The following is a 20,535-nucleotide window of genomic DNA, read 5'->3' as shown; positions in this document are numbered from 1 at the left end:
GACTGTGGAGCGCGAGGCCTAGCCTGACCTGAGTCACGAATGCCGGACGGGAGTGTGCGGGACATGGCGATTGCGTGGAGCGGGATGCGGGGCATCTCGGCGGAACCCGGATACGTCGTCATGCAACCCACTACCCTCTGCAATCTCGCGTGTGGCTACTGCTATCTGCCGCTCCGCCGGGAGAACCGCAAGATGCCGGTCGCGGTCGCCGAGGCCGTCGCTGCCGGAGTGGCCGACTTCGCCCGTACCGGCAGATTCTCGGTGGTGTGGCACGGTGGTGAGCCGCTCGCCGCCGGCCGGGACCACCTGGCCGCGTTGTTCGCGCCGTTCGGCACGGGCGTGGAACACCACGTGCAGACCAATGCGACCCTGATCGACGACGCGTGGTGCGAGTTCTTCATCGAGCACGACGTCCGGGTGAGCGTCAGCGTGGACGGCCCGCGCAGCCGCAACGACGACCGGGTGGATCGGGCTGGTAAGCCCGCCTACGACCTGATCGTCCGCGGTATCGAGCGGCTGCGGGCACACGGGATCCCGTTCTCCACCCTCTGCGTGGTCGGTGATCCGGGTCCGGGCGTCGCCACCGAGCTCTACGACTTCTTCCTCGGCCTCGGCTGCGAGGTGCTCGGTATCAACCTCGAGGAGCTCGAGGGCGTCAACACCCGGCTGAACAGGCATGATCCGGCCGCTGTGAGCGCCTTCTGGGCCGAATTGGTGACCGCCTGGCGCCGGGACCCCCGGATCCATCTCCGCGAGGTGGAGTGGACGCTGCGGTATGCGGCCGCGGTCCTCGACGGCAACGCCGACGACCTGCTGCCCCGGCGGCTGGACCCGATTCCGACGATCGCCCACGACGGGTCGGTCGTGCTGCTCTCCCCCGAACTGGCGGGCTTCCACGATCCCCGCTACGGCGACTTCACCAGTGGCAACGTGCTGACCACGCCTCTGCCGGAGATTCTCGCCGGTGCGGCCGGTACGCCCTGGATCCGGGAGTTCCTGGCCGGGATCGAGGCATGCCGCAGCAGCTGTCCCTACTTCGGCTTCTGCGGGGGCGCGCACGCCGCCAACCGGTACTTCGAACACGGCAGGTTCGACGTGACCGAGACGAACCACTGCCACAACAGCAAGATTCGCCTATTGGAGGGAGTGCTGGATCATGCCCGAGATCACGAAGCCACAGCTGTCTGACGGCGTGGAGACGGATCCGGTGACGGCACGGGTGCGCGACACTCGTGCCGGGCTGGCCGCGCTCATCGCGGAGGCGGAAGTGGCCAGGGAACAGCGCGCCGAGGAGTCACCGCAGGACGGCGGCTCGGCGGTGTGCGCCTGGAACCACTTTGAGAACATCCCTACGTTCTACAACTGGAACAACCGTCCCCGTTGAAGATGATGGCGGTTGAAGCCCACGCGGAGCTTGCCCGCGTGGGCTTCGTCGTCAACCGTAGGAATCGTGACCACGTGACACACTGGAGCACGCGGTAAGCCCGCGTGCTCTGTACGAAACGGGGTCAGCGCCGCCTTGTAGTAGGCGACCAGGATTCCTGAGGTTTCCAGGAGTCTTGGTCGTCTTCAGCGTCGTCCTCGTCATCGTCGACGAACTCATCGTTGTCGTCGTCGAAGTGACGGTCGGACTTACCGGCACCCGCCAGTTCGCGCTGCAAGGCGGTGAGGTCGGTGTTCGGGGAGTGATACTTCAACTCCCGGGCCACCTTCGTCTGCTTGGCCTTAGCACGGCCGCGCCCCATGGCTCGACCCCCTCGCACAGAATTCGGGGCAGCCCGAAGGCTGGGCCCCGATGACGTCAGGCATCTCTCGTGGGTCTTACGGTACATGGACGAGGGCGTCTTCGGCACCTCGGGTTGCGTGTGACACTGCCGCGCGTCGCGGAAGACCTTCAAAGACGCCGCGCGGCAGGCCCCACACGACCTCAGCCGAGGTGGACGAGCGACCTCAGCCGAGGTGGATCGAGCGCAACCGGCCGACCTCTGCCATCCGTCGCTCGGCGAGCCGGTCGGCCGCGGTCGCCGGCGGGACACCCTCGTCCACGGCGAGCTGGAGCAGCCGCCGGGTGGTCTCGAAGATCCCGGTCGCCCGGAGCTTGGCCCGCTCGAAGTTGAAGCCGTGGATCTCGTCCGCCACCTGGATCACGCCGCCGGCGTTCACCACGTAGTCGGGGGTGTAGAGGATGCCGCGGTCCTCCAGCAGCTTGCTGATGCCGGAGTGGGCAAGCTGGTTGTTGGCTCCACCGGCCACGACCTTCGCCCGCAGCACCGGCACCGTGTCGTCGTTCAGCGCGCCGCCGAGGGCGCACGGCGCGTACACGTCGATGTCGGAAGTGATCAGGGTGGCGGTGTCCGGCACGAGCCGGGTCTCCGGGTGGGTGGCGCGGGCCCAGGCGAGGGCGGACTCGCTCACGTCGGTGGCGACCACCGAGGCGCCGTCCTCGATGAGGTGCCCGGCCAGGTACTTGCCGACCTTGCCGAGGCCGGCGATGCCGACGGTCCGGCCGGCGAGTGACGCAGTGCCCCAGGTGTGCTCGGCGGCGGCGCGCATGCCCTGGAAGACGCCCCAGGCGGTGAGGACGGAGGAGTCGCCTGCGCCGCCGTGCTCCACGCTGCGGCCGGTCGCGTAGCGGGTCTCGCGGGCCACGACGTCCATGTCCTGCACGTAGGTGCCGACATCGCAGGCGGTGTAGTAGCGGCCGCGCAGCGACTCGACGAACCGGCCGTACGCCCGGAGAAGGGCTTCGGTCTTGAGTTTCGCCGGGTCGCCCCAGATGACCGCCTTGCCTCCGCCCAGGTCGAGACCGGCCATGGCGTTCTTGTAGGCCATGCCGCGGGACAGCTTGAGCACGTCGGCGAGGGCGGCCGCCTCGCTCGCGTAGGGGTAGAACCGGGTGCCGCCGAGCGCGGGACCGAGGGCCGTCGAGTAGATACCGATGATCGCCTTGAGGCCGGTGTCCCGGTCCTGGCAGAAGACGACCTGTTCGTGCCCGTCGGTGTCGAACACGTCCATCGCTGGTTCTCCTGATCTCTGCGTAGGCCTTCGTGGGGCCCATGATCCCGGCGGGGTGAGCCGGTACCGCCGAGCGTAGTCGTGCGAATGGCGCGCCGATTACGTCCGCGCGGGAAGTTCCAGTCGGCCGGTTTCGTGAAAGGATCGCGCCGTGCCGTCACTGTTCGCGTCGTACCTACGGGTTTACGAGCCACTGACCGCCTTCGACCGGGAGCGGCAGATCTTCTGGCGCGAGTACGCGCGCGAGGGTCGCGATCTGGGCCTGGTCGAGGGTCCCGCCCGGCAGCGCACCGCCGTGCTCGAGGCCCTCGGTGCCGGCTGGACGCGGCTTCCCGATCTGCCCGACGAGGCCTATGTGCTGGAGTGGGACAACGCCGTGCTGGTCTGCCCCTGGAACCTGCGGTTGCGGGTCGCCGAGGCGGCACTGAACGCCCGGGACGGCGTGCCCGCTGTGCTTGCCGACGCGTTCGTTCCGCCAGTGCTCGCCGGCCAGGCGAAAGCGGTCGTGGAGGACTGGCGCAGCGGCGCGAAGGTTCTGGAGCAGGGTGTGCCGAGAGTGCACGAGCAGATCTCCACGTGGGGTGTCCCGCTGCGCTGGTTCGCCTTCGTCGATCTGGACGAGCGGGAGATCGCGCTGACCGGCCGCCGCCGGGTGCTGCGGTACCGCACGGAGATCTCCAAGGCCCGCCGCCGGGCGCACCGGGCGGTGTCGGTGCTGCGCAAGTCGCTGGGCGACGCGCCGATCACCGAGGCGGTCGAGGAGGGAACCCGCTGGCTGGAGGAGTTCCATCCACGCTCGGTGGTGGAGCTCGACTACGGCGGTCTCGTCAACCTCCTCCCGGAGGACAACCTCACCGAGGACGATTCCCCCGGATTGGTGGCAGCCGGACTTTCGGCACTTTCTCGCGGTGACGCTGAGTCAGCAAGTGAGGCTTACGAGAAGCTTGTGGCGCGGTGGCGTGTCGTCCAGCTTCTCGAGCGATGCAATTGACCTGCGGAAATAGGACAGACACCCATTTTTCTCGGCCCATGGGAACGCTCCCGAAGCGAACACTCTTCGTAATCACCGTTCGCCTAAGCGTGATAATCGGGCCAAACGAGACACTATCTGGCGTATAAAACGCGCAAAAATCGGGCATGCTTCATCCGTCTATCTGGGGACGTTCGTCCGTTCGGCCCATGTCGGACATCGGGGACTAGCCGGACCATGAGAGACGCACCGGCCGGCGGGACCCCGGCCGATGTTTTTTAGGCACCTGTGGAGGAGTGACCGATGGCATCGCGTACGCACGATCCTGAGCCGCTACTAACGCCGGCCGAGGTGGCGTCGATGTTCCGTGTCGACCCGAAGACCGTTACTCGGTGGGCGAAGGCGGGCAAGCTCAGCGCAATTCGCACGCTGGGTGGCCACCGTCGTTACCGGGAGTCGGAGGTCCGCGCCCTGCTGCAGGGGCAGATCCCCACGCAGCGCCAGGGCGACTGACCAGGTCGACCGTAACGTCGCAAGGGGCGAGCGCTGGGGAAGGCGATCGCCCCTTCTTCGTTCACAGAACTTTTTAGGACACCACGACGGCGACAGTCCCGTCGACCCCCCGGCGCAGCCGGCTGCCGAGCATCGTCAGGCGGCCGACCAGCCCGTACTTCCTCTTGATGCCCTCGCCCACGCGAAGCCGGTCGGCGTGATCGCCGATCCGCGCGGTGGCCTCGACAGCCTCGCCAGTGGGATTGCCGCGCATGTCGCAGGGGGCCACCGTGACCCGCCCGCTGTTGCGGATCCGCTTGAGCTTGCCGCTGCCGGCCACTGTCCAGAAGGCCAGGCCGGAACCGTCGGGAACCACCCATAAAGGGGTCGGAACTGCCCGGCCGTCCCGGCGGAATGTGGTGAGAAGGACGTATTTCTCCGAGCCGAGTTGCTCCAGTGCGGTCATCGCTCAAGAGTAATGACCATGACTCATCCGGCGATCGGTGACGCCTTCGGAGAAATGATCCGCGACGCCTATGCGGTGCACCTCGGCGTCGGCCGCCGTCCGCTCGCGGGAGGGCGGTATCCGCGGCCCGTGATCGAGGTGATCGAGCGGGACGACGGTCTGATCAACGGAGCCCTGGCCGGGCACTATCTGACCGAGCCGGACGAATGGCGGACCTTCGACCACCGGGCGGTACGGCTGGCGCGCGGCCGGGTCCTCGACATCGGGGTGGGCGCCGGCCGGATCGCGATCGAGCTGCAGAGCCGGGGCGTGGCGGTGACCGGCCTGGACACCTCGGCCGGCGCGATCGAGGTGGCCCGCGACCGGGGCCTGCGCGACACGGTGCTGACCACGGTCGACGAGTTCTCCCGGGCCACCGTCCGGTACGACACGTTCCTGATGCTCGGCAACAACCTCGGCCTGCTGGAGGGTCCGGAGCGGGCACCGGTGTTCCTGGCGGCGCTGGCCCGGCTGGCGGCTCCCGGGGCCCGGATCATCGCGCAGGGCACCGATCCGTACGGGACGACCGACCCCCTGCACGTGGCCTATCACGAGAGCAACCGTGCCCGTGGGCGGCTCGGCGGGCAGTTGCGGTTGCGGCTGCGGTACCGCGAGCTCGCCTCCGACTGGTTCGACTACCTCAACTGCTCCGTCAGCGAGCTGGAAGCCCTGGTGGCGGGCACACCGTGGCGGCTGAAATCGATCGACGACAAGGACCACCCGTACTACGTTGCCGTCATGGAGTTGATTGAATGACGGTTCTCAACCGGGACCAGGTCCGCCTCAGCAGGCGGATGTCCCTGGTCCTGCGACACCGGCCGGAGTCGGCCGGTCTGACCCTGGACGCGAACGGGTGGGTGCCGGTCACCGACCTGCTGACCGCGCTCGGGGTCACCCGTGCCGACCTCGATCTCGTGGTCGCGCACAACGACAAGTCACGGTTCGCCGTGCAGACCGGCCCGGACGGCGTCGATCGCATCCGGGCCAGCCAGGGGCATTCGCGGCGGGTCGCCGTGGACCTGGACCTGCCTGCCGCGGCACCGCCCACCGAGCTGTTCCACGGCACCCCGCGAGCCAACCTGGAGGCCATCCTGCGTGACGGCCTGCGCCCGCGGAGCCGGCATCACGTACACCTCTCGATCGATCTTCCGACCGCGGTGACCGTCGGTCGACGCCGTTCGCAGGACGTGGTGGTGTTCAGCGTCGAGGCCGGGGCGATGGCCGAGGCGGGACACGTCTTCCATCGCAGCGCCAACGGGGTGTGGTTGACCTCGTCCGTGCCACCTCGACATCTTTCGGTTAAACGGACAAATACGTAATCTCCCAGGTTGATCCGGCCTCCACAATGGCCGGTCGCCGGTTCTCCGGACAGCGACCCGTGACCGCCGTTAACTTGGACGGATGGGGAGGGTCACTCGGCGTCATCTCACCGACCTTCCCGGCACCCTCGGTCTGCCCGTCGCACTCGCGGTGGCACTCATTCTGGCCCTCCTGGCCTTCGGTCTGCCCGCGCTGGACCGGGCCGTTCCGGCCGAGCGAACCGTCGAGTCCGGCCGGCCCTACCTGGTGGGCGCCGGGGTCACCGTGGTGCCTCCGGCCGGGGCCACGCTCGACGTCACCGGGACCAGGCCCGGCACCGATCGCGGGACCGCGCTGTTCCGGATCGAACAGGTGCGGTACGCGATCGAGGTCGAGCCCTTCGACGGTGACCTGACCGCGGCCGCCGTCCGGCTCCGGCAACGCATCACCGGCACCTCCGGTCACCAGATCACCGGCACCCAGCTCGCCGTCTCCACGGCCGGTGGGCTCGCCGGGATCCAGGGCGGATACACCGCCGGCGACCGGGACGGCCGGTATGCCGTCTTCGTCGCGAACGGGCTCACCATCGAGGTCATGATCAGCGGCGACGATACCGACCTGGGGCGGGCTCTCCCGGTGATCGACGCCAGCACGCGCACCCTGCGCTACGAGAACAGATGAGTGAGGCGGTCCGGCCCGGCGCGCCCCGATCGGCCGCGCTCGTACGCCAGCCGGCCTTCTGGGTGGTGCTCGTGCTGCTGGCCGTCGGCGCCGTCCGGATCTCCCAGATCACCGCGCTCTTCCTGAAGTCCTACCCGGTGGCGACGCTCACCGCGATCGTGCTCTTCGGGCTGCTCGCGGTCCCGTTCTGGCTGTTCCTGTCGGAGCTCGACTTCCTGGAACGGGAGCCGCCCAGCCTGCGCGTGCTCGCCTTCGCCTGGGGCGGCCTCGTCGCGACCAGCGTCTCCATCCCGGGCAGTACGGCCCTGGACAACCTGATCGCCAAACTCGGCTCACCCGATCTGGCCGCCGAGTGGGGCGCCGCGCTGGCCGGACCCACCGTCGAGGAGATCGCCAAGACCCTCGGCGTGGTGGCCATCGTGCTGATCGCCCGCGCCCAGATCAACAGTGTGCTCGACGGCATCGTCTACGGCGCCCTCGTCGGCCTCGGTTTCCAGATCGTCGAGGACGTGGTCTTCGCGATCGGCGCGGTCCGGTCGGCAGGGGAGGGCGACCAGGTGCAACCGGTGATCACCACGTTCCTGGTGCGCGGTTTCCTGGCCGGCGTCTGGAGTCACACGCTGTTCGGTGCGCTGGCCGGGGCCGGCATCGGCTACCTCGTGGTCAACCGCGACCGCAGCCGCGCGCGCCGGATCGTGGTGGCCGGGCTCGCCCTGTTCGGCGCCTGGGCGTCGCACTCGCTGTGGAACTCGCCGCTGTTCCGGGAGAGTCTCGGTGACGGTGCGGTGGCGCTGCTCGCGGTGCTGGTCTTCAAGGGGCTGCCACCGTTACTGCTGGTCCTGTACCTGGTGCGCCGTGCGCACGATCGGGAGGCGGCCTACTACGTGGCCATTCTGGCCACGGTCCGCGAGCGGGACCTGATCACCGAAGGCGAACTGCGGGTCCTGGGATCCGGTTCCCGGCGGGGTGCGGCCCGGCGGCACGCCGCGGCGAGTGCGGGGAGAAAAGGCCGGGCGGCGGTACGGCGACTGCAGCGCGCCCAGGCCGGCCTGGCCGTCGAACTGAGCCGGGCCGGCGCCGACCTCCCGGACGAGGCGACCCACGCCCGGGCGGCCGAGGTACGCGAGCACCGCGCCACCCTCGCCGCCCTGGGACATCCCGAAGCGGTCGAGGGCACGCGGTCCTGGCGGCACACGGCCTCCACCCTGGGAACCGCAGCGGTCGCGATCGCGGTCGTGTGGGTGGCGCTGTCCGCTCTGGGTGGCTCCTGATTCAGACCGTGCCGGCCGGCGGCAGGCCGCCGTCGCCGTCGACGATCAGGTCCGGGGTGCCGTCCTCGTCCAGGTCGACCATGGTCACGTCGACCTTGCCGTCGCCGTCGGTGTCGAACTGGAACAGGTCCGGCTTGCCGTCGCCGTCGGTGTCGGAGACCCACACGTCCGTACGGCCGTCGCCGTTGGCGTCGTTCGTGAGCAGGTCCACGCGGTCGTCACCACGGGTCTCGATGATTTCCTGCGGCTCGCTCATGGTGCTCCTCTCGTCGGCCGGATGGCCCGGCGGTGTGCCCGTCAGTACCCAGCGGATCAATCGAACAGTCCCCGGCCCTGTGATGGTTGTCGCTGGTCGAGCCCCGAAACGGGCGTAACGTACGCCCGTGGATATCGCGGAGGACGGCAAGCAACACCTGTTCACCAGCGGCGGCGGAGGTGCGCTCGCGGAACGCATGGGCATCGAGATCACCGAGGCCACCGCGGAACGGGTTGTGGGAATCATGCCTGTCGAAGGCAACACCCAGCCGTACGGGCTGTTGCACGGAGGCGCCTCCTGCGTGCTGGCCGAGACCCTCGGCTCGGTCGGCGCGGTGCTGCACGGTCAGACCGTCGACCGTCCGTTCGCGGTCGGCGTCGACATCAACGCCACCCACCACAAGGCGGCCCGCTCCGGTCTGGTGACCGGTGTGGCGGTGCCCGTGCACCGGGGCCGGGCGGTCGCCACCTACGAGGTGGTGCTCACCGACGAGGCCGGTGACCGGGTCTGCACGGCCCGGATCACCTGTCTGCTCCGTGGTGCCTGAATTCCCACGTCCGGGTGCGTTCCTTGACCGCCCGACGTACCTTTTCCAACGTGACCGACGTACCACAGCACGCATTCGACGACGCCGCGCAGGTTCTGCAGTGCGCGCTCACCGGCGACTCCGCGGCTGTGGCCGACACGTTCGACGCGGTCGTCGACCGTGACGGCGTGGTCGGTGCTTGGGACGTCGCCTGGTGCCTCGCCGCGACCATGGTCGGGCAGGTCCCGCCCGGCGGCGCGTGGACCCTCGAGTTCCCCGGGATCGACGACGCGCGGTATGACAAGCGCTGGGTGGCCCGGTTCGTCAGCGCGTACGTCAACGGCGACTTCCCGACCGGTGAGGCGCTCTTCGGCGCGGCGATCGCCGACGGCACCCTACCCGACTGCCTGCTCGCTCTCGCCGGCTCCACGGTCGCGACCCTCCGGCACCGGGCGGCCTGAGCGGCCCTACTTGCCTCGCAGATAGAGGGCTTTCGCATACTGCGCGGCGGCGGCGTTGTTGTACATAGTCGCCTGTGACATGAAGAAGCTGTTATCCGAGATCGCCCGGGTGGCCTGCACCGTCCCGGCCCATCTGATGTCGGCCTCGGCCTCGGAGAGCCCGCGAGACTTGAACTGGCGCCGCATCGCGATCCGCCCGCCGCGGAACGCCTCGGCAGCCTCCTCCGCGTACTTCATGCAGGACATGGCCTTCTCGAGGAATGCCTCGGCCAGGTTGTAGGCGGCGTGTTCCGAGTCGTTCGAGAAGCCGTTCACTCCCAACGCCTCCTTGCGTCCGAGGTTGACCGATCCCGTCAACACTCTGTAGCACCGAGCGACCGCCATCAAGGCCCAGCGTGACGGTGTGGACAACCACGGCATGGTCCGGCTGTTATAGCTTTGCGGATCATGACCGATCCACAGCCGACACACGACCCGTTCGACGACGAGCCGTGGACGGAAGAAGTCGGGGAACCGCCCCCAGCCGATCGGCGCTGGTTGCACCTGCTGGGCACGGCGGCGGGCGCTCTGGTGCTCGGTTCGGTCGCGTCCACCACGGTGATGCTCCTCGCCGGGTGGCGGTACGTTCCGGAACGCGAGTTCGCCGTCTCGGTCGCGATGGAGCCGGACGCGGACACGCGCCAGCGCGACGCGGTGAAACGGGCGCTCGGCGCGCTGCCGGCCAGGGACGGGATTCGGCTCGAGACACGCGAGCAGGCGTACCAGAGGTTCCGGGAACGCGCCGGCAATGACCCCGTCCAGCTGGAGGGGATCACCGCCGACTCGATGCCGGAGTCGCTCTCACTGACCACTGTGGGCCGTGACTTCGACTGCGGGCCGCTCCCGGCGGTCCGCGAGATGACCGGTGTGAACCGCATCCGGGTCGTGATGCGACCCGGGTCCGGTCGCCCGGGCGCCGAACTGGTTTGCTGATCGACTACTGAACTCATACGGGGGTTTTCATGAACCTGAAGTACCGCAGGACTCTGGCCGCGTTCGGCGCCACCGCCGCGGCGCTGGCCGCCACCACGCTGTTCGCGTCGCCGGCACAGGCCGCGACGGCAGGCCTGGCCACCGCGGGCAAGAGCACGGTCAGCTTCCGGGCGCTGATGGAGCGCACCAACAAGGTCTCGGTCACGATCTCGGGTCGTACCGTCACGCTCACCGACCGCGTCGCGGTCAAGGCGGGCAAGGGCTGCAAGCAGGTCACCCGATACAAGGTGCGGTGCACCACGTCGCAGGCCACGAAGCTGATCAAGGTCGCGCTCGGTGACCGCAACGACTACGTGCGCAACTACACCGGCGTCTTCATGCTGGCCGGCGGCAGCACCGGCAACGACACCCTGATCGGCGGCCCGGGCGGCGACCAGTTGCAGGGTGGTCCCGGCAACGACAAGCTCTACGGCGGCAACGGCAGGGGCGAGCTCTTCGGCGACTCCGGCGCCGACCGCATCGTCGGTGGCAGCGGCTACGACTACGTCGCCGCGGGCAGCGGGAACGACACCGTCTACGGCGGCGCGGGCGGCGACCAGCTGCACGGCGAGGCCGGCAACGACACCATCTACGCCGGCATCGGTAACGACACCGTTCGCGGCTGGGGCGGTAACGACAAGCTCTGGGGCGACGGGGGCAACGACTTCCTGATGGGCGACGCCGGCAACGACGCCATCGCCGGCGAGGCGGGCGACGACGTGCTGGTCGGTGAGATCTACAAGGCGGTCAACGGCAAGGGTGTGTCGTCCGGCTCGGCGACCGCGGTGGACCGGTTGTACGCAGGCGCGAACACCCCGGTCGGCGACATCTGCCTCGAGTCGTCGAGCAAGACCACCACGTCCGGTTGTGAGTGGTTCAGCGCAGTGGCTTCCGCAACCGCAGCCGGGTCGCCGAGCGTGACGCGGGTGTCGCCGAGTGCGCTCGACTGACCAATTCTGACCGTCCTCAAGTGACGAACGTCACTAGGATGGGGGCGGACGTCGCTACGGTAGCGTTCTACGCTGATCGTCGACGGGGACGGATCATCGTTCCGTCCCGTCTGCTTCGAAACGGGGATCTCATCATGGCAATCGTCAATCGCCGGACCCTGTCCGCGGTCGGTGCCGCCGCAGTCGCGGTGGCCGCCTCCTCCTTCTTCCTTGCAACCCCGGCCCAGGCCGCCAGCGCGGGTCTGGCCAAGGTCGTCGGCTCCAAGACGGTGCAGTTCCAGGCACTGACCGGCCGGGTCAACTCGCTGACCGTCACCATCTCGGGCCGCACCGTGACGCTGACCGACCGGGTCGCGCTCCAGGCCGGCAAGGGCTGCAAGAAGGTCACGAAGTACAAGGTTCGCTGCACCACCAGCGCGAAGACGGGGCAGATCACCGCGGCGCTCGGCGACAAGAACGACGTCGTGAACAACAAGACCTCCGTCTACCTGCTCGCTTTCGGCGGTAGCGGCAACGACACCCTGATCGGTGGCTCCGGCGGCGACCAGCTGCAGGGCGGCTCCGGCAACGACAAGCTGTACGGCAACAACGGCAACGACAAGCTGTTCGGTGAGTCGGGTGCCGACCAGATCCGCGGCGGTAACGGCAACGACAGCGTCTCCGCGGGCACCAGCAACGACAAGGTCTGGGGCGACGCCGGCAACGACAGCATCTGGGGCTACACCGGCAACGACGCTCTCGCTGGTGGCGCGGGCAACGACTACGTCGACGGTGAAGGCAACGACGACTGGATCTACGGCGAGAACGGCGACGACGAGCTCTGGGGTGGCGACGGCAACGACACCATCTCCGCCGGTAACGACGTGGACTACAGCGAGGGTGAGAACGGCAACGACAAGATCTACTCCGGTGCCGGTCAGCGGGTGAGCGGCGGCAAGCTCTACATCGACGTGGCGTGGGGCGGCCCCGGCAACGACTACCTGTACGGCGAGAACGACGACGACTACCTCTTCGGCGAGGCCGGCGCCGACCGGCTCACCGGCGGTGCCGGTGAGGACTGGGCCGAGGGTAACGACGGCAACGACCTGATCTGGGGCAACGACGCCAGCGACATCCTGGTCGGCGAGTTCGTCGACGACAGCGGTTACGCGTACGGCAGCGCGACCGCGGCCGACGCCATCGACGGTGGCGCCCACGACGTCAACGGCACCATCGACGGTGACGTCTGCCTGGTGACCGGCACCTCCGGTGTCATGAACTGCGAGTACCCGCCGGTTGCGGCGCAGGGTGCCCGGAAGCTGTCGGCGATCCCGGCGGCGTCCGACCTGGCGGCCGGTGCCAAGGAGGCGCGCGCTTCGCGCCGCTGATCCGACTGCTTGATCGAAGGCCCGGCTGCTACGGCAGCCGGGCCTTTCGCTGTCCGAAAGTGTTTCATGTCACCGGTCCGGGGGCGGTACGTCGAAACGGTAGCGTTCTATTATCGTGACCTGCTTCTATACGGGGGAACGAACATGTTTTTGATCAACCGCCGGGCTCTCGCCGCCATCGGCGTCACCGCCGCCGCCATCGGCTCGACAGCTCTGCTGTCCGCCCCGGCCCAGGCCGCCGCTGCCGGCACGGCCAAGGTCGTCGGCGCCGGCACGGTCCAGTTCACCGCGCTGGCCGGCAAGGTCAACGGCCTCACCATCACCGTCTCCGGCCGGACCGTCACCCTCGACGACACGGTCGCCATCAACGCGGGCGCCGGCTGTGCCGCGATCGCCGGTGACAAGACCAAGGTCACCTGCACCACCACCGGCGCGACCTCGGCGCTCACCGTCTCGCTCGGCGACAAGAACGACTGGGTCAAGAACAAGACCGCGGTCTACCTCAACGCCAACGGCGGTGCCGGCAACGACAAGATCTACGGTGGCTCGGCCTCCGACCGCCTCACCGGCGGCACCGGCAACGACTACATCGTCGGCGGCAACGGCAACGACGCGATCTACGGCCAGGCCGGCAACGACGTCGTGTATGGGCAGAACGGCAACGACAGCGTCTCCGCAGGCGCCGGCAACGACAAGGTGTACGGCCAGGCCGGCAACGACAAGCTGTACGGCGGCACCGGCGCCGACCTGCTCAACGGCTCGACCGGACTCGACAAGATCTACGGCCAGGCCGGCAACGACGTGATCTACGCCGGTGCCGGTGAGGTCAACGGCGAGGGCGACGTGGTCTACGGCGGCGCCGGCAACGACAAGATCAACGGCGAGAGCGGTGCCGACGAGCTCTACGCCGGCTCCGGCAACGACACCGTCTCCGGTGGCACCGGTGACGACCTGCTCATGGGCGAGTCCGGCACCGACAGCCTCAGCGGCGGCGCCGGTTACGACTTCCTGGTCGGCGAGTCCGTCACCAGCACCCTCCTGCCGGCCGGCAGCACCAAGGCCAAGGACAAGCTGTACGGCGGCGCGAACATCGACCTGTGCATCTCGCCCAAGGGCGCCAAGTACTCGAGCTGCGAGTACAAGAAGTGGTCCGACTACATCGACAGCCTCACGGGGTCGTCGGCGGCCGTCGCGGGGCGTCTCAACAAGATCGCCTGACGCTCACTGAACGCGGGATCGGCCCGGTCGCACGGCACCACGCCCGACGGCCGGGCCGTCCTCATTCACTCGTCGCTCAGGTGAACGCGTAGCCGTACACACAAGTTGTCGATCTTTTGATGTGAATGGCGCGGAGCCTCGGGCCACCGGTCGCCGGACATCCAGCCGTAGTCAGCCGGTGTGCCACGGTGGCGCACGAACAGGTGCTGATGAAAATGCGCCTGACTCATCCCGGCTACGGCCGAGAACACGAACTCGGCGTCCAGTTCCGCGCGCAGTCCGGCCGCGGCACGCCGGACGGTACGCCCGATCGCGGCGGCCTCCTCGTCGGTGAGGTCAGCGAGATAGGGAACGTGCCGGCGGCTCTCCACGAACAGATAGCCGGGCATCGTGGTGCCCGACTCGTCGACCGGCCGGTGAAAGACCAGGCAGTGCTCGTCCTCCCACACCCGGATGCCGCCCAGCGGCCCCGCACCCCGGTGCTTCGCGCAGATCAGGCACTCCTCCATGGCCGTGATCTTTCAGTAGCCCGCGTTCGCGAACCACCCCGGCCGCATCCGCATCGACGTCCTGCCGCCTGATCGCCGGCCGTCACCCACCCGCCGCCCCGCATTTGGACCACGGGTGGATGTACGTCCGGCGGGAATCAGTACGACGACGACGGATCAAGTCCCACGGCGTTGAGGATGGTCGCCACCACGAACGCGATGCCCATCCCGGCCGCGATGAACACCGCCATTCCGAGGAGGGCCACCACCACCGCCTGTCCGAGACCGACCAGGTCCTGCCGCATGATCTTGCCGAGATCGGTGTGCGTCCACACGATCGGCGGCAGTTTCCCGCCACTGCCCGAAACTGGAGTGGCCCCCGTCCGTGTCGAAGCCTCATGACTCGCCCCGACCCGGAAGTTGCCCTGTGAACCATTACCCGGCGTAGTTGCCTGCACCATGATGTCGCCCCCTTCGGCCACAACCAGCGCGATTGATGCCCTGAACATCGGCGGTTCTGATCCTCAGACGATGGGTCTTTCGGCCTGTTTCCCGGCGGTGCCATCGACGGTTCGATGGCCGATCATGGATCGGTGTCCGGTGATGAGACGTACGTGCCGGCCGCCTTCGTGGCGGCACACCGCTGGCTGCCGCCGACCTCGTACCGTGCCGATGGTCTGCCCCTGGAAGTCGTCTCCGTCAGTGAATGCCTGACCGATTTCCATCCGCACGATCGGGAGTCGGCGATCGTCGCGCCCTGGCACACGTCGCTCGATGATGCTGCTCTGGCGGCCGGCGAGACCTGCCTGGCCGGGCCGGTCCACATCCTTGGGATGAGCCTGCCGGGCTCGGATGCCGCCGGCCTTCTCACGCTGATCGAGCGGGTCTTCGGACAGCCGCGCCCGATCCTGGAGAATCTGTCCTCGGGCGTGGCTCCGTCGGTGGCGGGGGGTCTGGGGTTCGAGGTCCTCGGATTCGATGAGGGTCAGTTCCACAGTTGGCTCTGCTACAGCCTGCATCGGGACGCTGTCGTCGAACTCGGTATCTCTCCCGGCGAACACGGCCTGCTCGGCACGCTCGCCGAGGCGCGACTCGTCGCCGACATGGCCAACCGGGACCGCGACAGCGAGGACGGCTTCGCCGGGGACTGTACGTGGTTCCCGGCACTCATCAGCCAGTACGACCGCTTTCCCGGGCTCTGAGGGCGTGCCTGTTAGGCATCTTTGTCGATCGGGGTCTGCGCGAGCCTCGGCTGATCTAGGCGTCGGCCGGTGTATCGACGGGTCACGGTCTCGATAACCGCGTGGAGCCGAGCCTGCGTCTGCTGCGCCAGGCCGTCGATTGGATTCTGGTGGTTGCCGGAGTGGCAGGATGCGGTCGGCCCTGACGAGTGTCCAAGGTCGGCAGTCGAGTGGATGGGGCTGGACAGCTTCCGGAGTCAAGGGCAGGCCCGGAGCGTGCCGGGGCAAGGCCCTCCTGTGCCGGTCAGGCCTTCCCACAGCGGTCACGTCGGCCGGGGAAGCCGCATGCCTGACATTCGATCGGCCGGCCGCGCCTCGCGCACCCTTCTCGGCCCGGGAAGCAGCCATAGGGCACAGCCGGCCTCCAAAACCGGCCAAGATGATCGTCCAGCACTGCGCTGTTGCGGCTATTAGGCCCTGGAACTTCTATCCACCGGCTGATGTCGGGATCAGCCACGGCTCTCACTCCGACCCTGATCGAGAACGGTGGTAGAGAGCTTTCGCTGTTGGGGTTCCCGGCCCGTCGGCCGCATCCATCTGAGCTGTGGTGGCGTTCGGTCGGCTGATGGCCTGGCGTCACCGTCGTGGGCTCCGGGGGCGCGGGTCGGTTACCGCCGCGGTCCGGTGCTGGACGATCAACTAGGGCCGTTTTTGGAGCCGGGCTCCGGGATATCGCTGCCTCCGGCCCGGTGAAGGGTTCGCTGCCCAAGGCTGGGCGATCAAGCGGCCTGGGGAAGGGTTCACCGGCCACGGCTGGGCGATCAACAGCCTGGGGAAGGGTTCGCCGGGCATGGCTGGACGATCAGGCGGCCTGGGGAAGGGTTCGCCGGGCATGGCTGGGCGATCAGGCGGCCTGGGGAAGGGTTCACCGGCCACGGCTGGGCGATCAACAGCCTGGGGAAGGGTTCGCCGGGCATGGCTGGGCGATCAGGCGGTCCGGGGCAGGACTGTCCCCACCAGCCCCAACCAGACCCTGACCGTAAAGGTGTCTAGACGGTAAGCAGGCGGGCGGGCAGCCATGGCGGCGGAGGACAAGCGGCGGGAAGCAGGTGCTCGAAGCGGGAGACAGGTGGCGCGCAGGCGGGCCGGATGACGGGCGGCCGAGTGGCAGATGGACGAGCAGGCGGGCCGGGGCGGTCAGCAACCCTGATCCCGAAAGGTCTCCAGACGCCGGCCAGGGCACCGTCGTGTGTCGACAGTCACTGATTCGAGCAGGCAACCTCAAGGCGCGTGGCAATCCGTTGAGCACAGATCGGTGCCTGACCCTGGAAATGACGAAGCCTTCAACCGCGTTTCTGCAGGTGAGGGCTTGCGTACCGAGTTTCGGTGACTGTGGCCAGGGGCGGGGTCGAACCGCCGACCTTCCGATTTTCAGTCCGCTGGGGCGTCTGTCGGCCGATGTCGTGTGGTGACCGGTGACCCATTCCGGTGCAGGTTAGGCCCCTGGCCGCCATCGACGAGTGGCGTCAAGACTCAACCGCTATCACGGCTCGCGTGAGCAACTCGGCGTGGAGGCAGCTGCCCGTCGCTGGACCGCCCCGGGCCGATGGCGGATGATCGTGCGCCGGCGCGACGCCATTCAGCCAGGCGGAAATTCCGATCCGCCCGACGAACTTGCGGGTTTCGCCTTCCGGGCATGATTGAGTACTCCCACGAGGCCGGTACCACGGTCGACCGACGTCCTTGACCGGACGGAGGGCACGCAGCGCGAAGTGATCTTCGTGACTGATTCCCCTTGTGGTCGTCTTCCCATACTGGCGCGTCGTGACGCACATCCGCTCCAGGCGGAGTCCGTTACGTCGGTGGCGTGGCGCGTGGGCCCGCCGCCTCAACCCGAGGGATCGCTTCGGGTAGGCCGGCGGTGTACCGCCACGAGCACCAGGGGTAAGCAGTGAACAACGAACCGATCGAGTCTGACGAGCCTGTCGAGTCAGACGGCGACGTCCAGCAGCCGCCCAACCTTCCCGACGACCGAAACGCCGATGACGTCGCCGATGAGGTCGGCGAGACCGAGGCCGCACACACGGCCTGGAGCCGGTGGAGCAGCGAACCGATGCCGGCCCTGCCGAAGATGGCGGCGGTACGGCGTGCCGCGGAGGCGGGGCTCGCCGCTGGTCTGCCTGAGCCCTTCGCGTGGGCGCTGGCAACGGCGGCTACCGACCCTGCCGGGCTGAGAGCGGCGCTGAACTCCAAGCGCACCATGCCGGTGGTCGGGGGAGAGTTCGAGTTCATCGAGATCGACCTGTGGACGCCAGGGGTCACCCCGATGGTGACGAACCATCGGGCGTTCGCGGAGCGGGTGTATCCCGCTTCTGGATCGGCCGGCGAGATGGGCCCGCTCCGCGGCCCGTCATCCGCGAACGGCGCCACGTCCACCTTGCGGACTGAGGCGCGCGATGTGTCGCACGTGCTGCGGGAGGCCGAGCGCGCTCGCACCTTCATCTTGTCGGAGAACAAGCTGGCAGCGTCGATCGCTGAGCGCGGGATCATGATGCCGGTCGACGTCGTGTACAACGAGATCTACCACACCAATGGTGAACCGACGGCGTGCCTCCTGGCCACGGCTGAGGGCTCGAGCCGGGTGACGAACGCACATCAGGTACTCGGTATCGCCGACGCCAGGACCGTAATGTACGACTTGCCCGCAGACGGGGACCGTCTGCGGAGGTACATCAACTCGATCCTGGAGGACGACCCTGACGAGCCGGGCCTCACCTCGAGGGGCAGCGACAAGCGCCGCGGGCGGCGCAACGCGCTGATCGTGCGTGCCCGGGTGATTCTGCGTTTCGTACCGGCTGTGGCTTCCCCGTACGATTTCGCCCAGGCCATCAGCGGCTATCTCGGCATGCTGCACGTTAGCGGCCCCCGGCCTTGGCCTACGACCGGACGCAACGAGGCCATGGCTGAGTCCGTCGTCCGCGCCCTGCGTCATGAGGGCGTGATCTCCGATGAGGACCACGACTACCTCGCTGGCCTGATGGATCCGGCGACAGCGGTGAAGAACGGGTTCCCGGGGACGCCGGACGCGCAGGCCGCCCGTGTCATCGAGATCATGCTCGACCCGGAACTTCGGCCGATCGTGTCGCGTGCCATCCGAGATGTCACGTCCGCCGCACAGGCCTCGGCGTCGGCGAAGGCCGAAGCGGCGGCGGAGCTGGCCTTGCGGCCGATCCGCAGTCTGGCCGCTACCCTTCCGGCGGAAGACCCCGACCGTCGTCGGATCGACGCGATGCAGGCGGTCTATCGGCGAGCCTGCCGGCTCAGGCTGTACGCCACGGCCGCCTGGTCGGTGACCGGCCGCTCACCGGAGGAGCTACTCGACGCTGCGCTGAAGGAGCTGGCCGACTCGGCGGACACGCCCACCGAGGCCGGTGACTACTCGACCCGAACGGAGTTGGCTGCGCTCGCGCAGTTCCACCTCACACGGTGGGCCTCCCTGCGCCGCGAGCCGTACGGCAGCGGCGGCACCGACACCGACAAACGCGGACCCCATGACGTGCTGCTGGCGATGATGAAGGAGCCCCACGGGCTGCGTCTGCTATACCAGGCGATCATCGACGGCCGCGCGGGTCGCGCTCCCCGCATTGTCGACGAGAACGGCCAGCTGGTCCACGGCCACATCAGCGGGAGCGGTGCCCTGGTCCATGATCCGGATCAAGGCGAGGTGGACATCTCCGACCGATGGCTGCGCGATGACGCGTTCCCGCGGGTGGGCATGCATCGCCCGATGCCGACACCGCCGCCGTCCGAAACCCCAAGCATGGCACTCGCCCGGCTCAAGGCGCAGGTGGAGAGGTCCCTCGAGCTGCTCGAGGACAACATCGAGAAGCTCGAAGGGCTGACCGAGGGAGAGGCCACCACCCCACTGATCGAGATGCAGGGGTGGTCAACCGAGGGCGTGCTGCAGCGACTCGACGACCTGCGGAGCAGGCTGTCCTTCTGGAACGGGCTCGCGAGCCGCATCGCGCGGCGCGAGCGCCCGGCCACGGAAGAAAACTAGCCCGATCGAGACGGGCCGCCGATAGGCGGCCCGTCTCACGCCAGGCCAGCTGAGCAGCGGGTTCATGTACGGCCGAGCGGTAAGATGAAGCAAGAGCACGAAGCCCTGCCAGGGGCCACTCCCACGGTGCAGCGGGTGCCGAGAAGGCACAGCCACGCGGCGGTGACGGCGACAAAGCCCGATCTGACCGATCCGCGAACCTGAGACCCGGCGGTCGCTTCCCCCTGAGTGCACGAGCGTGGGCGTGGCCCCCGCGCTCCTCACCAGGAGAAGCGACATGACGCCAGCAACCAACCCAACCCAGGACCACCTGTATCCCCTACTGACCGCGATCGGTACTCCACCGGCGGGTCAGAAATGCGGTCGCCTCGCGAGCGGCTTCCCGGACCTCACCGTCCAGCAAGCCGTCTTTGACGGAGATGTCGAAGATCCGCGACTTCTCGACGCGGCCCGTGCCGTGTGCACCTCGTGCCCCGTGCTGAGTGACTGCCGCCTCTACGCCGAGGCCAGCCTCGATCAGACAACCTTCCTCGCCGGCGAGACGGCTACCGAGCGGGCGAGCCGACAAGGCCGGACCGCCCGCGCCCGCCATCGGAGGCAGGTCGTCAGGTCGATGCGGGCCGCAGGCGTCACGATCCCGGAGATCAGCTTCTACAGCGGCTACCCCATGCGCACCATCGAAGCTGACGTCGCACAGCGAACTCGTGCCGACGCGGTCTCGACTCGAGATACATCAGAGCCGCAGTGATCTGGTCCGTGTGGGGGCGCCCGCGCGGCTCGGCCA

24 protein-coding genes are annotated in these 20,535 nt (G+C 68.4%); 17 read left to right on the top strand and 7 right to left on the bottom strand.

Annotated features, from left to right (window positions below; genetic code table 11):
• The first annotated feature begins 84 nt into the window (after positions 1-84).
• Entirely contained in the window at positions 85-1,188 is a 1,104-nt protein-coding gene (gene amcB / locus CLV67_RS38500; RefSeq protein ID WP_106327640.1) for a cyclophane-forming radical SAM peptide maturase AmcB, read from the top strand.
• Positions 1,157-1,384, top strand: coding sequence for a multiple cyclophane-containing RiPP AmcA (gene amcA / locus CLV67_RS38495; protein WP_106327638.1), 228 nt, complete (start codon positions 1,157-1,159; stop codon positions 1,382-1,384). Before amcB ends, amcA begins: the two co-directional genes overlap by 32 nt.
• Positions 1,385-1,508: 124 nt before the next feature.
• On the opposite strand, the gene CLV67_RS38490 is transcribed toward amcA, so the two are convergent.
• Both CLV67_RS38490 and CLV67_RS38485 read right to left on the bottom strand, forming a co-directional pair.
• The gene (locus tag CLV67_RS38490; protein ID WP_106327636.1) at positions 1,509-1,745 is read right to left on the bottom strand and encodes a DUF3073 domain-containing protein; all 237 of its coding nucleotides are present in this window, start codon (positions 1,743-1,745) and stop codon (positions 1,509-1,511) included.
• A gap of 205 nt (positions 1,746-1,950) precedes the next feature.
• On the bottom strand, positions 1,951-3,015 hold the full coding sequence (locus CLV67_RS38485; RefSeq protein ID WP_106327634.1) for a Glu/Leu/Phe/Val family dehydrogenase: 1,065 nt from the start codon (positions 3,013-3,015) through the stop codon (positions 1,951-1,953).
• A 151-nt stretch (positions 3,016-3,166) separates the two neighbouring features.
• Between CLV67_RS38485 and CLV67_RS38480 the strand changes: the two genes are divergently transcribed.
• Both CLV67_RS38480 and CLV67_RS38475 read left to right on the top strand, forming a co-directional pair.
• A complete protein-coding gene (locus CLV67_RS38480) occupies positions 3,167-4,006 on the top strand; it encodes a DUF8083 family protein (protein WP_106327632.1) in 840 nt (279 codons plus the stop codon).
• A gap of 282 nt (positions 4,007-4,288) precedes the next feature.
• The gene (locus tag CLV67_RS38475) at positions 4,289-4,498 is read left to right on the top strand and encodes a BldC family transcriptional regulator (protein WP_014687221.1); all 210 of its coding nucleotides are present in this window, start codon (positions 4,289-4,291) and stop codon (positions 4,496-4,498) included.
• A 73-nt stretch (positions 4,499-4,571) separates the two neighbouring features.
• Here CLV67_RS38475 and CLV67_RS38470 read toward each other — a convergent pair whose 3' ends face one another.
• The gene (locus CLV67_RS38470; protein ID WP_106327630.1) at positions 4,572-4,943 is read right to left on the bottom strand and encodes a PPOX class F420-dependent oxidoreductase; all 372 of its coding nucleotides are present in this window, start codon (positions 4,941-4,943) and stop codon (positions 4,572-4,574) included.
• A gap of 18 nt (positions 4,944-4,961) precedes the next feature.
• Here CLV67_RS38470 and CLV67_RS38465 point away from each other — a divergent pair, with 18 nt between their 5' ends.
• The 4 genes from CLV67_RS38465 to CLV67_RS38450 all read left to right on the top strand — a co-directional run bounded on the left by CLV67_RS38465 (position 4,962) and on the right by CLV67_RS38450 (position 8,233).
• The gene (locus CLV67_RS38465; protein ID WP_106327909.1) at positions 4,962-5,738 is read left to right on the top strand and encodes a class I SAM-dependent methyltransferase; all 777 of its coding nucleotides are present in this window, start codon (positions 4,962-4,964) and stop codon (positions 5,736-5,738) included.
• Complete coding sequence (locus CLV67_RS38460; protein WP_106327628.1) at positions 5,735-6,301, top strand: RNA 2'-phosphotransferase; 567 nt, start codon at positions 5,735-5,737, stop codon at positions 6,299-6,301. The genes CLV67_RS38465 and CLV67_RS38460 overlap by 4 nt, the downstream gene beginning before the upstream one ends.
• Before the next feature lie 82 nt (positions 6,302-6,383).
• A complete protein-coding gene (locus tag CLV67_RS38455) occupies positions 6,384-6,962 on the top strand; it encodes a hypothetical protein (RefSeq protein WP_106327626.1) in 579 nt (192 codons plus the stop codon).
• On the top strand, positions 6,959-8,233 hold the full coding sequence (locus tag CLV67_RS38450; RefSeq protein ID WP_106327624.1) for a PrsW family intramembrane metalloprotease: 1,275 nt from the start codon (positions 6,959-6,961) through the stop codon (positions 8,231-8,233). Before CLV67_RS38455 ends, CLV67_RS38450 begins: the two co-directional genes overlap by 4 nt.
• Position 8,234: 1 nt before the next feature.
• Here CLV67_RS38450 and CLV67_RS38445 read toward each other — a convergent pair whose 3' ends face one another.
• The gene (locus CLV67_RS38445) at positions 8,235-8,489 is read right to left on the bottom strand and encodes a hypothetical protein (protein ID WP_106327907.1); all 255 of its coding nucleotides are present in this window, start codon (positions 8,487-8,489) and stop codon (positions 8,235-8,237) included.
• 196 nt (positions 8,490-8,685) lie between these two features.
• Here CLV67_RS38445 and CLV67_RS38440 point away from each other — a divergent pair, with 196 nt between their 5' ends.
• Positions 8,686-9,036 carry a hotdog fold thioesterase gene (locus CLV67_RS38440; protein WP_106327905.1) on the top strand — a complete coding sequence of 117 codons (351 nt, stop codon included), beginning with the start codon at positions 8,686-8,688 and terminating at the stop codon, positions 9,034-9,036.
• Between the two features lie 50 nt (positions 9,037-9,086).
• Positions 9,087-9,476: a hypothetical protein gene (locus CLV67_RS38435; protein WP_106327622.1), complete on the top strand. Its 390-nt coding sequence runs from the start codon at positions 9,087-9,089 to the stop codon at positions 9,474-9,476.
• Between the two features lie 6 nt (positions 9,477-9,482).
• Here the strand turns inward: CLV67_RS38435 and CLV67_RS38430 are convergent, their stop codons facing one another.
• Positions 9,483-9,836 carry a hypothetical protein gene (locus CLV67_RS38430; RefSeq protein ID WP_239166504.1) on the bottom strand — a complete coding sequence of 118 codons (354 nt, stop codon included), beginning with the start codon at positions 9,834-9,836 and terminating at the stop codon, positions 9,483-9,485.
• Positions 9,837-9,923: 87 nt separating this feature from the next.
• Here CLV67_RS38430 and CLV67_RS38425 point away from each other — a divergent pair, with 87 nt between their 5' ends.
• The 4 genes from CLV67_RS38425 to CLV67_RS38410 all read left to right on the top strand — a co-directional run bounded on the left by CLV67_RS38425 (position 9,924) and on the right by CLV67_RS38410 (position 14,022).
• Positions 9,924-10,448 carry a permease-like cell division protein FtsX gene (locus tag CLV67_RS38425; protein WP_146169459.1) on the top strand — a complete coding sequence of 175 codons (525 nt, stop codon included), beginning with the start codon at positions 9,924-9,926 and terminating at the stop codon, positions 10,446-10,448.
• A 29-nt stretch (positions 10,449-10,477) separates the two neighbouring features.
• Positions 10,478-11,437, top strand: coding sequence for a calcium-binding protein (locus CLV67_RS38420; RefSeq protein WP_106327616.1), 960 nt, complete (start codon positions 10,478-10,480; stop codon positions 11,435-11,437).
• A gap of 134 nt (positions 11,438-11,571) precedes the next feature.
• Positions 11,572-12,804 (top strand): calcium-binding protein, encoded by a 1,233-nt coding sequence (locus tag CLV67_RS38415; RefSeq protein WP_170154165.1) that lies wholly within the window; start codon positions 11,572-11,574, stop codon positions 12,802-12,804.
• 144 nt (positions 12,805-12,948) lie between these two features.
• Entirely contained in the window at positions 12,949-14,022 is a 1,074-nt protein-coding gene (locus CLV67_RS38410) for a calcium-binding protein (RefSeq protein WP_170154164.1), read from the top strand.
• Positions 14,023-14,087: 65 nt separating this feature from the next.
• On the opposite strand, the gene CLV67_RS38405 is transcribed toward CLV67_RS38410, so the two are convergent.
• Complete coding sequence (locus CLV67_RS38405; RefSeq protein ID WP_106327609.1) at positions 14,088-14,531, bottom strand: HIT family protein; 444 nt, start codon at positions 14,529-14,531, stop codon at positions 14,088-14,090.
• 137 nt (positions 14,532-14,668) lie between these two features.
• A complete protein-coding gene (locus CLV67_RS52250) occupies positions 14,669-14,845 on the bottom strand; it encodes a hypothetical protein (protein WP_170154163.1) in 177 nt (58 codons plus the stop codon).
• Between the two features lie 258 nt (positions 14,846-15,103).
• Here CLV67_RS52250 and CLV67_RS38400 point away from each other — a divergent pair, with 258 nt between their 5' ends.
• From CLV67_RS38400 to CLV67_RS51350, 3 genes are all read left to right on the top strand, one after another.
• Complete coding sequence (locus tag CLV67_RS38400; protein WP_146169457.1) at positions 15,104-15,712, top strand: hypothetical protein; 609 nt, start codon at positions 15,104-15,106, stop codon at positions 15,710-15,712.
• Between the two features lie 1,930 nt (positions 15,713-17,642).
• Complete coding sequence (locus tag CLV67_RS38395) at positions 17,643-19,751, top strand: hypothetical protein (protein WP_106327605.1); 2,109 nt, start codon at positions 17,643-17,645, stop codon at positions 19,749-19,751.
• 277 nt (positions 19,752-20,028) lie between these two features.
• Positions 20,029-20,499 carry a hypothetical protein gene (locus tag CLV67_RS51350; RefSeq protein WP_146169456.1) on the top strand — a complete coding sequence of 157 codons (471 nt, stop codon included), beginning with the start codon at positions 20,029-20,031 and terminating at the stop codon, positions 20,497-20,499.
• Positions 20,500-20,535 lie beyond the last annotated feature (36 nt).

The organism is Actinoplanes italicus, from assembly GCF_003001815.1.
Classification (GTDB): domain Bacteria; phylum Actinomycetota; class Actinomycetes; order Mycobacteriales; family Micromonosporaceae; genus Actinoplanes; species Actinoplanes italicus.
This window is presented reverse-complemented; position numbering and strand designations above follow the sequence as displayed.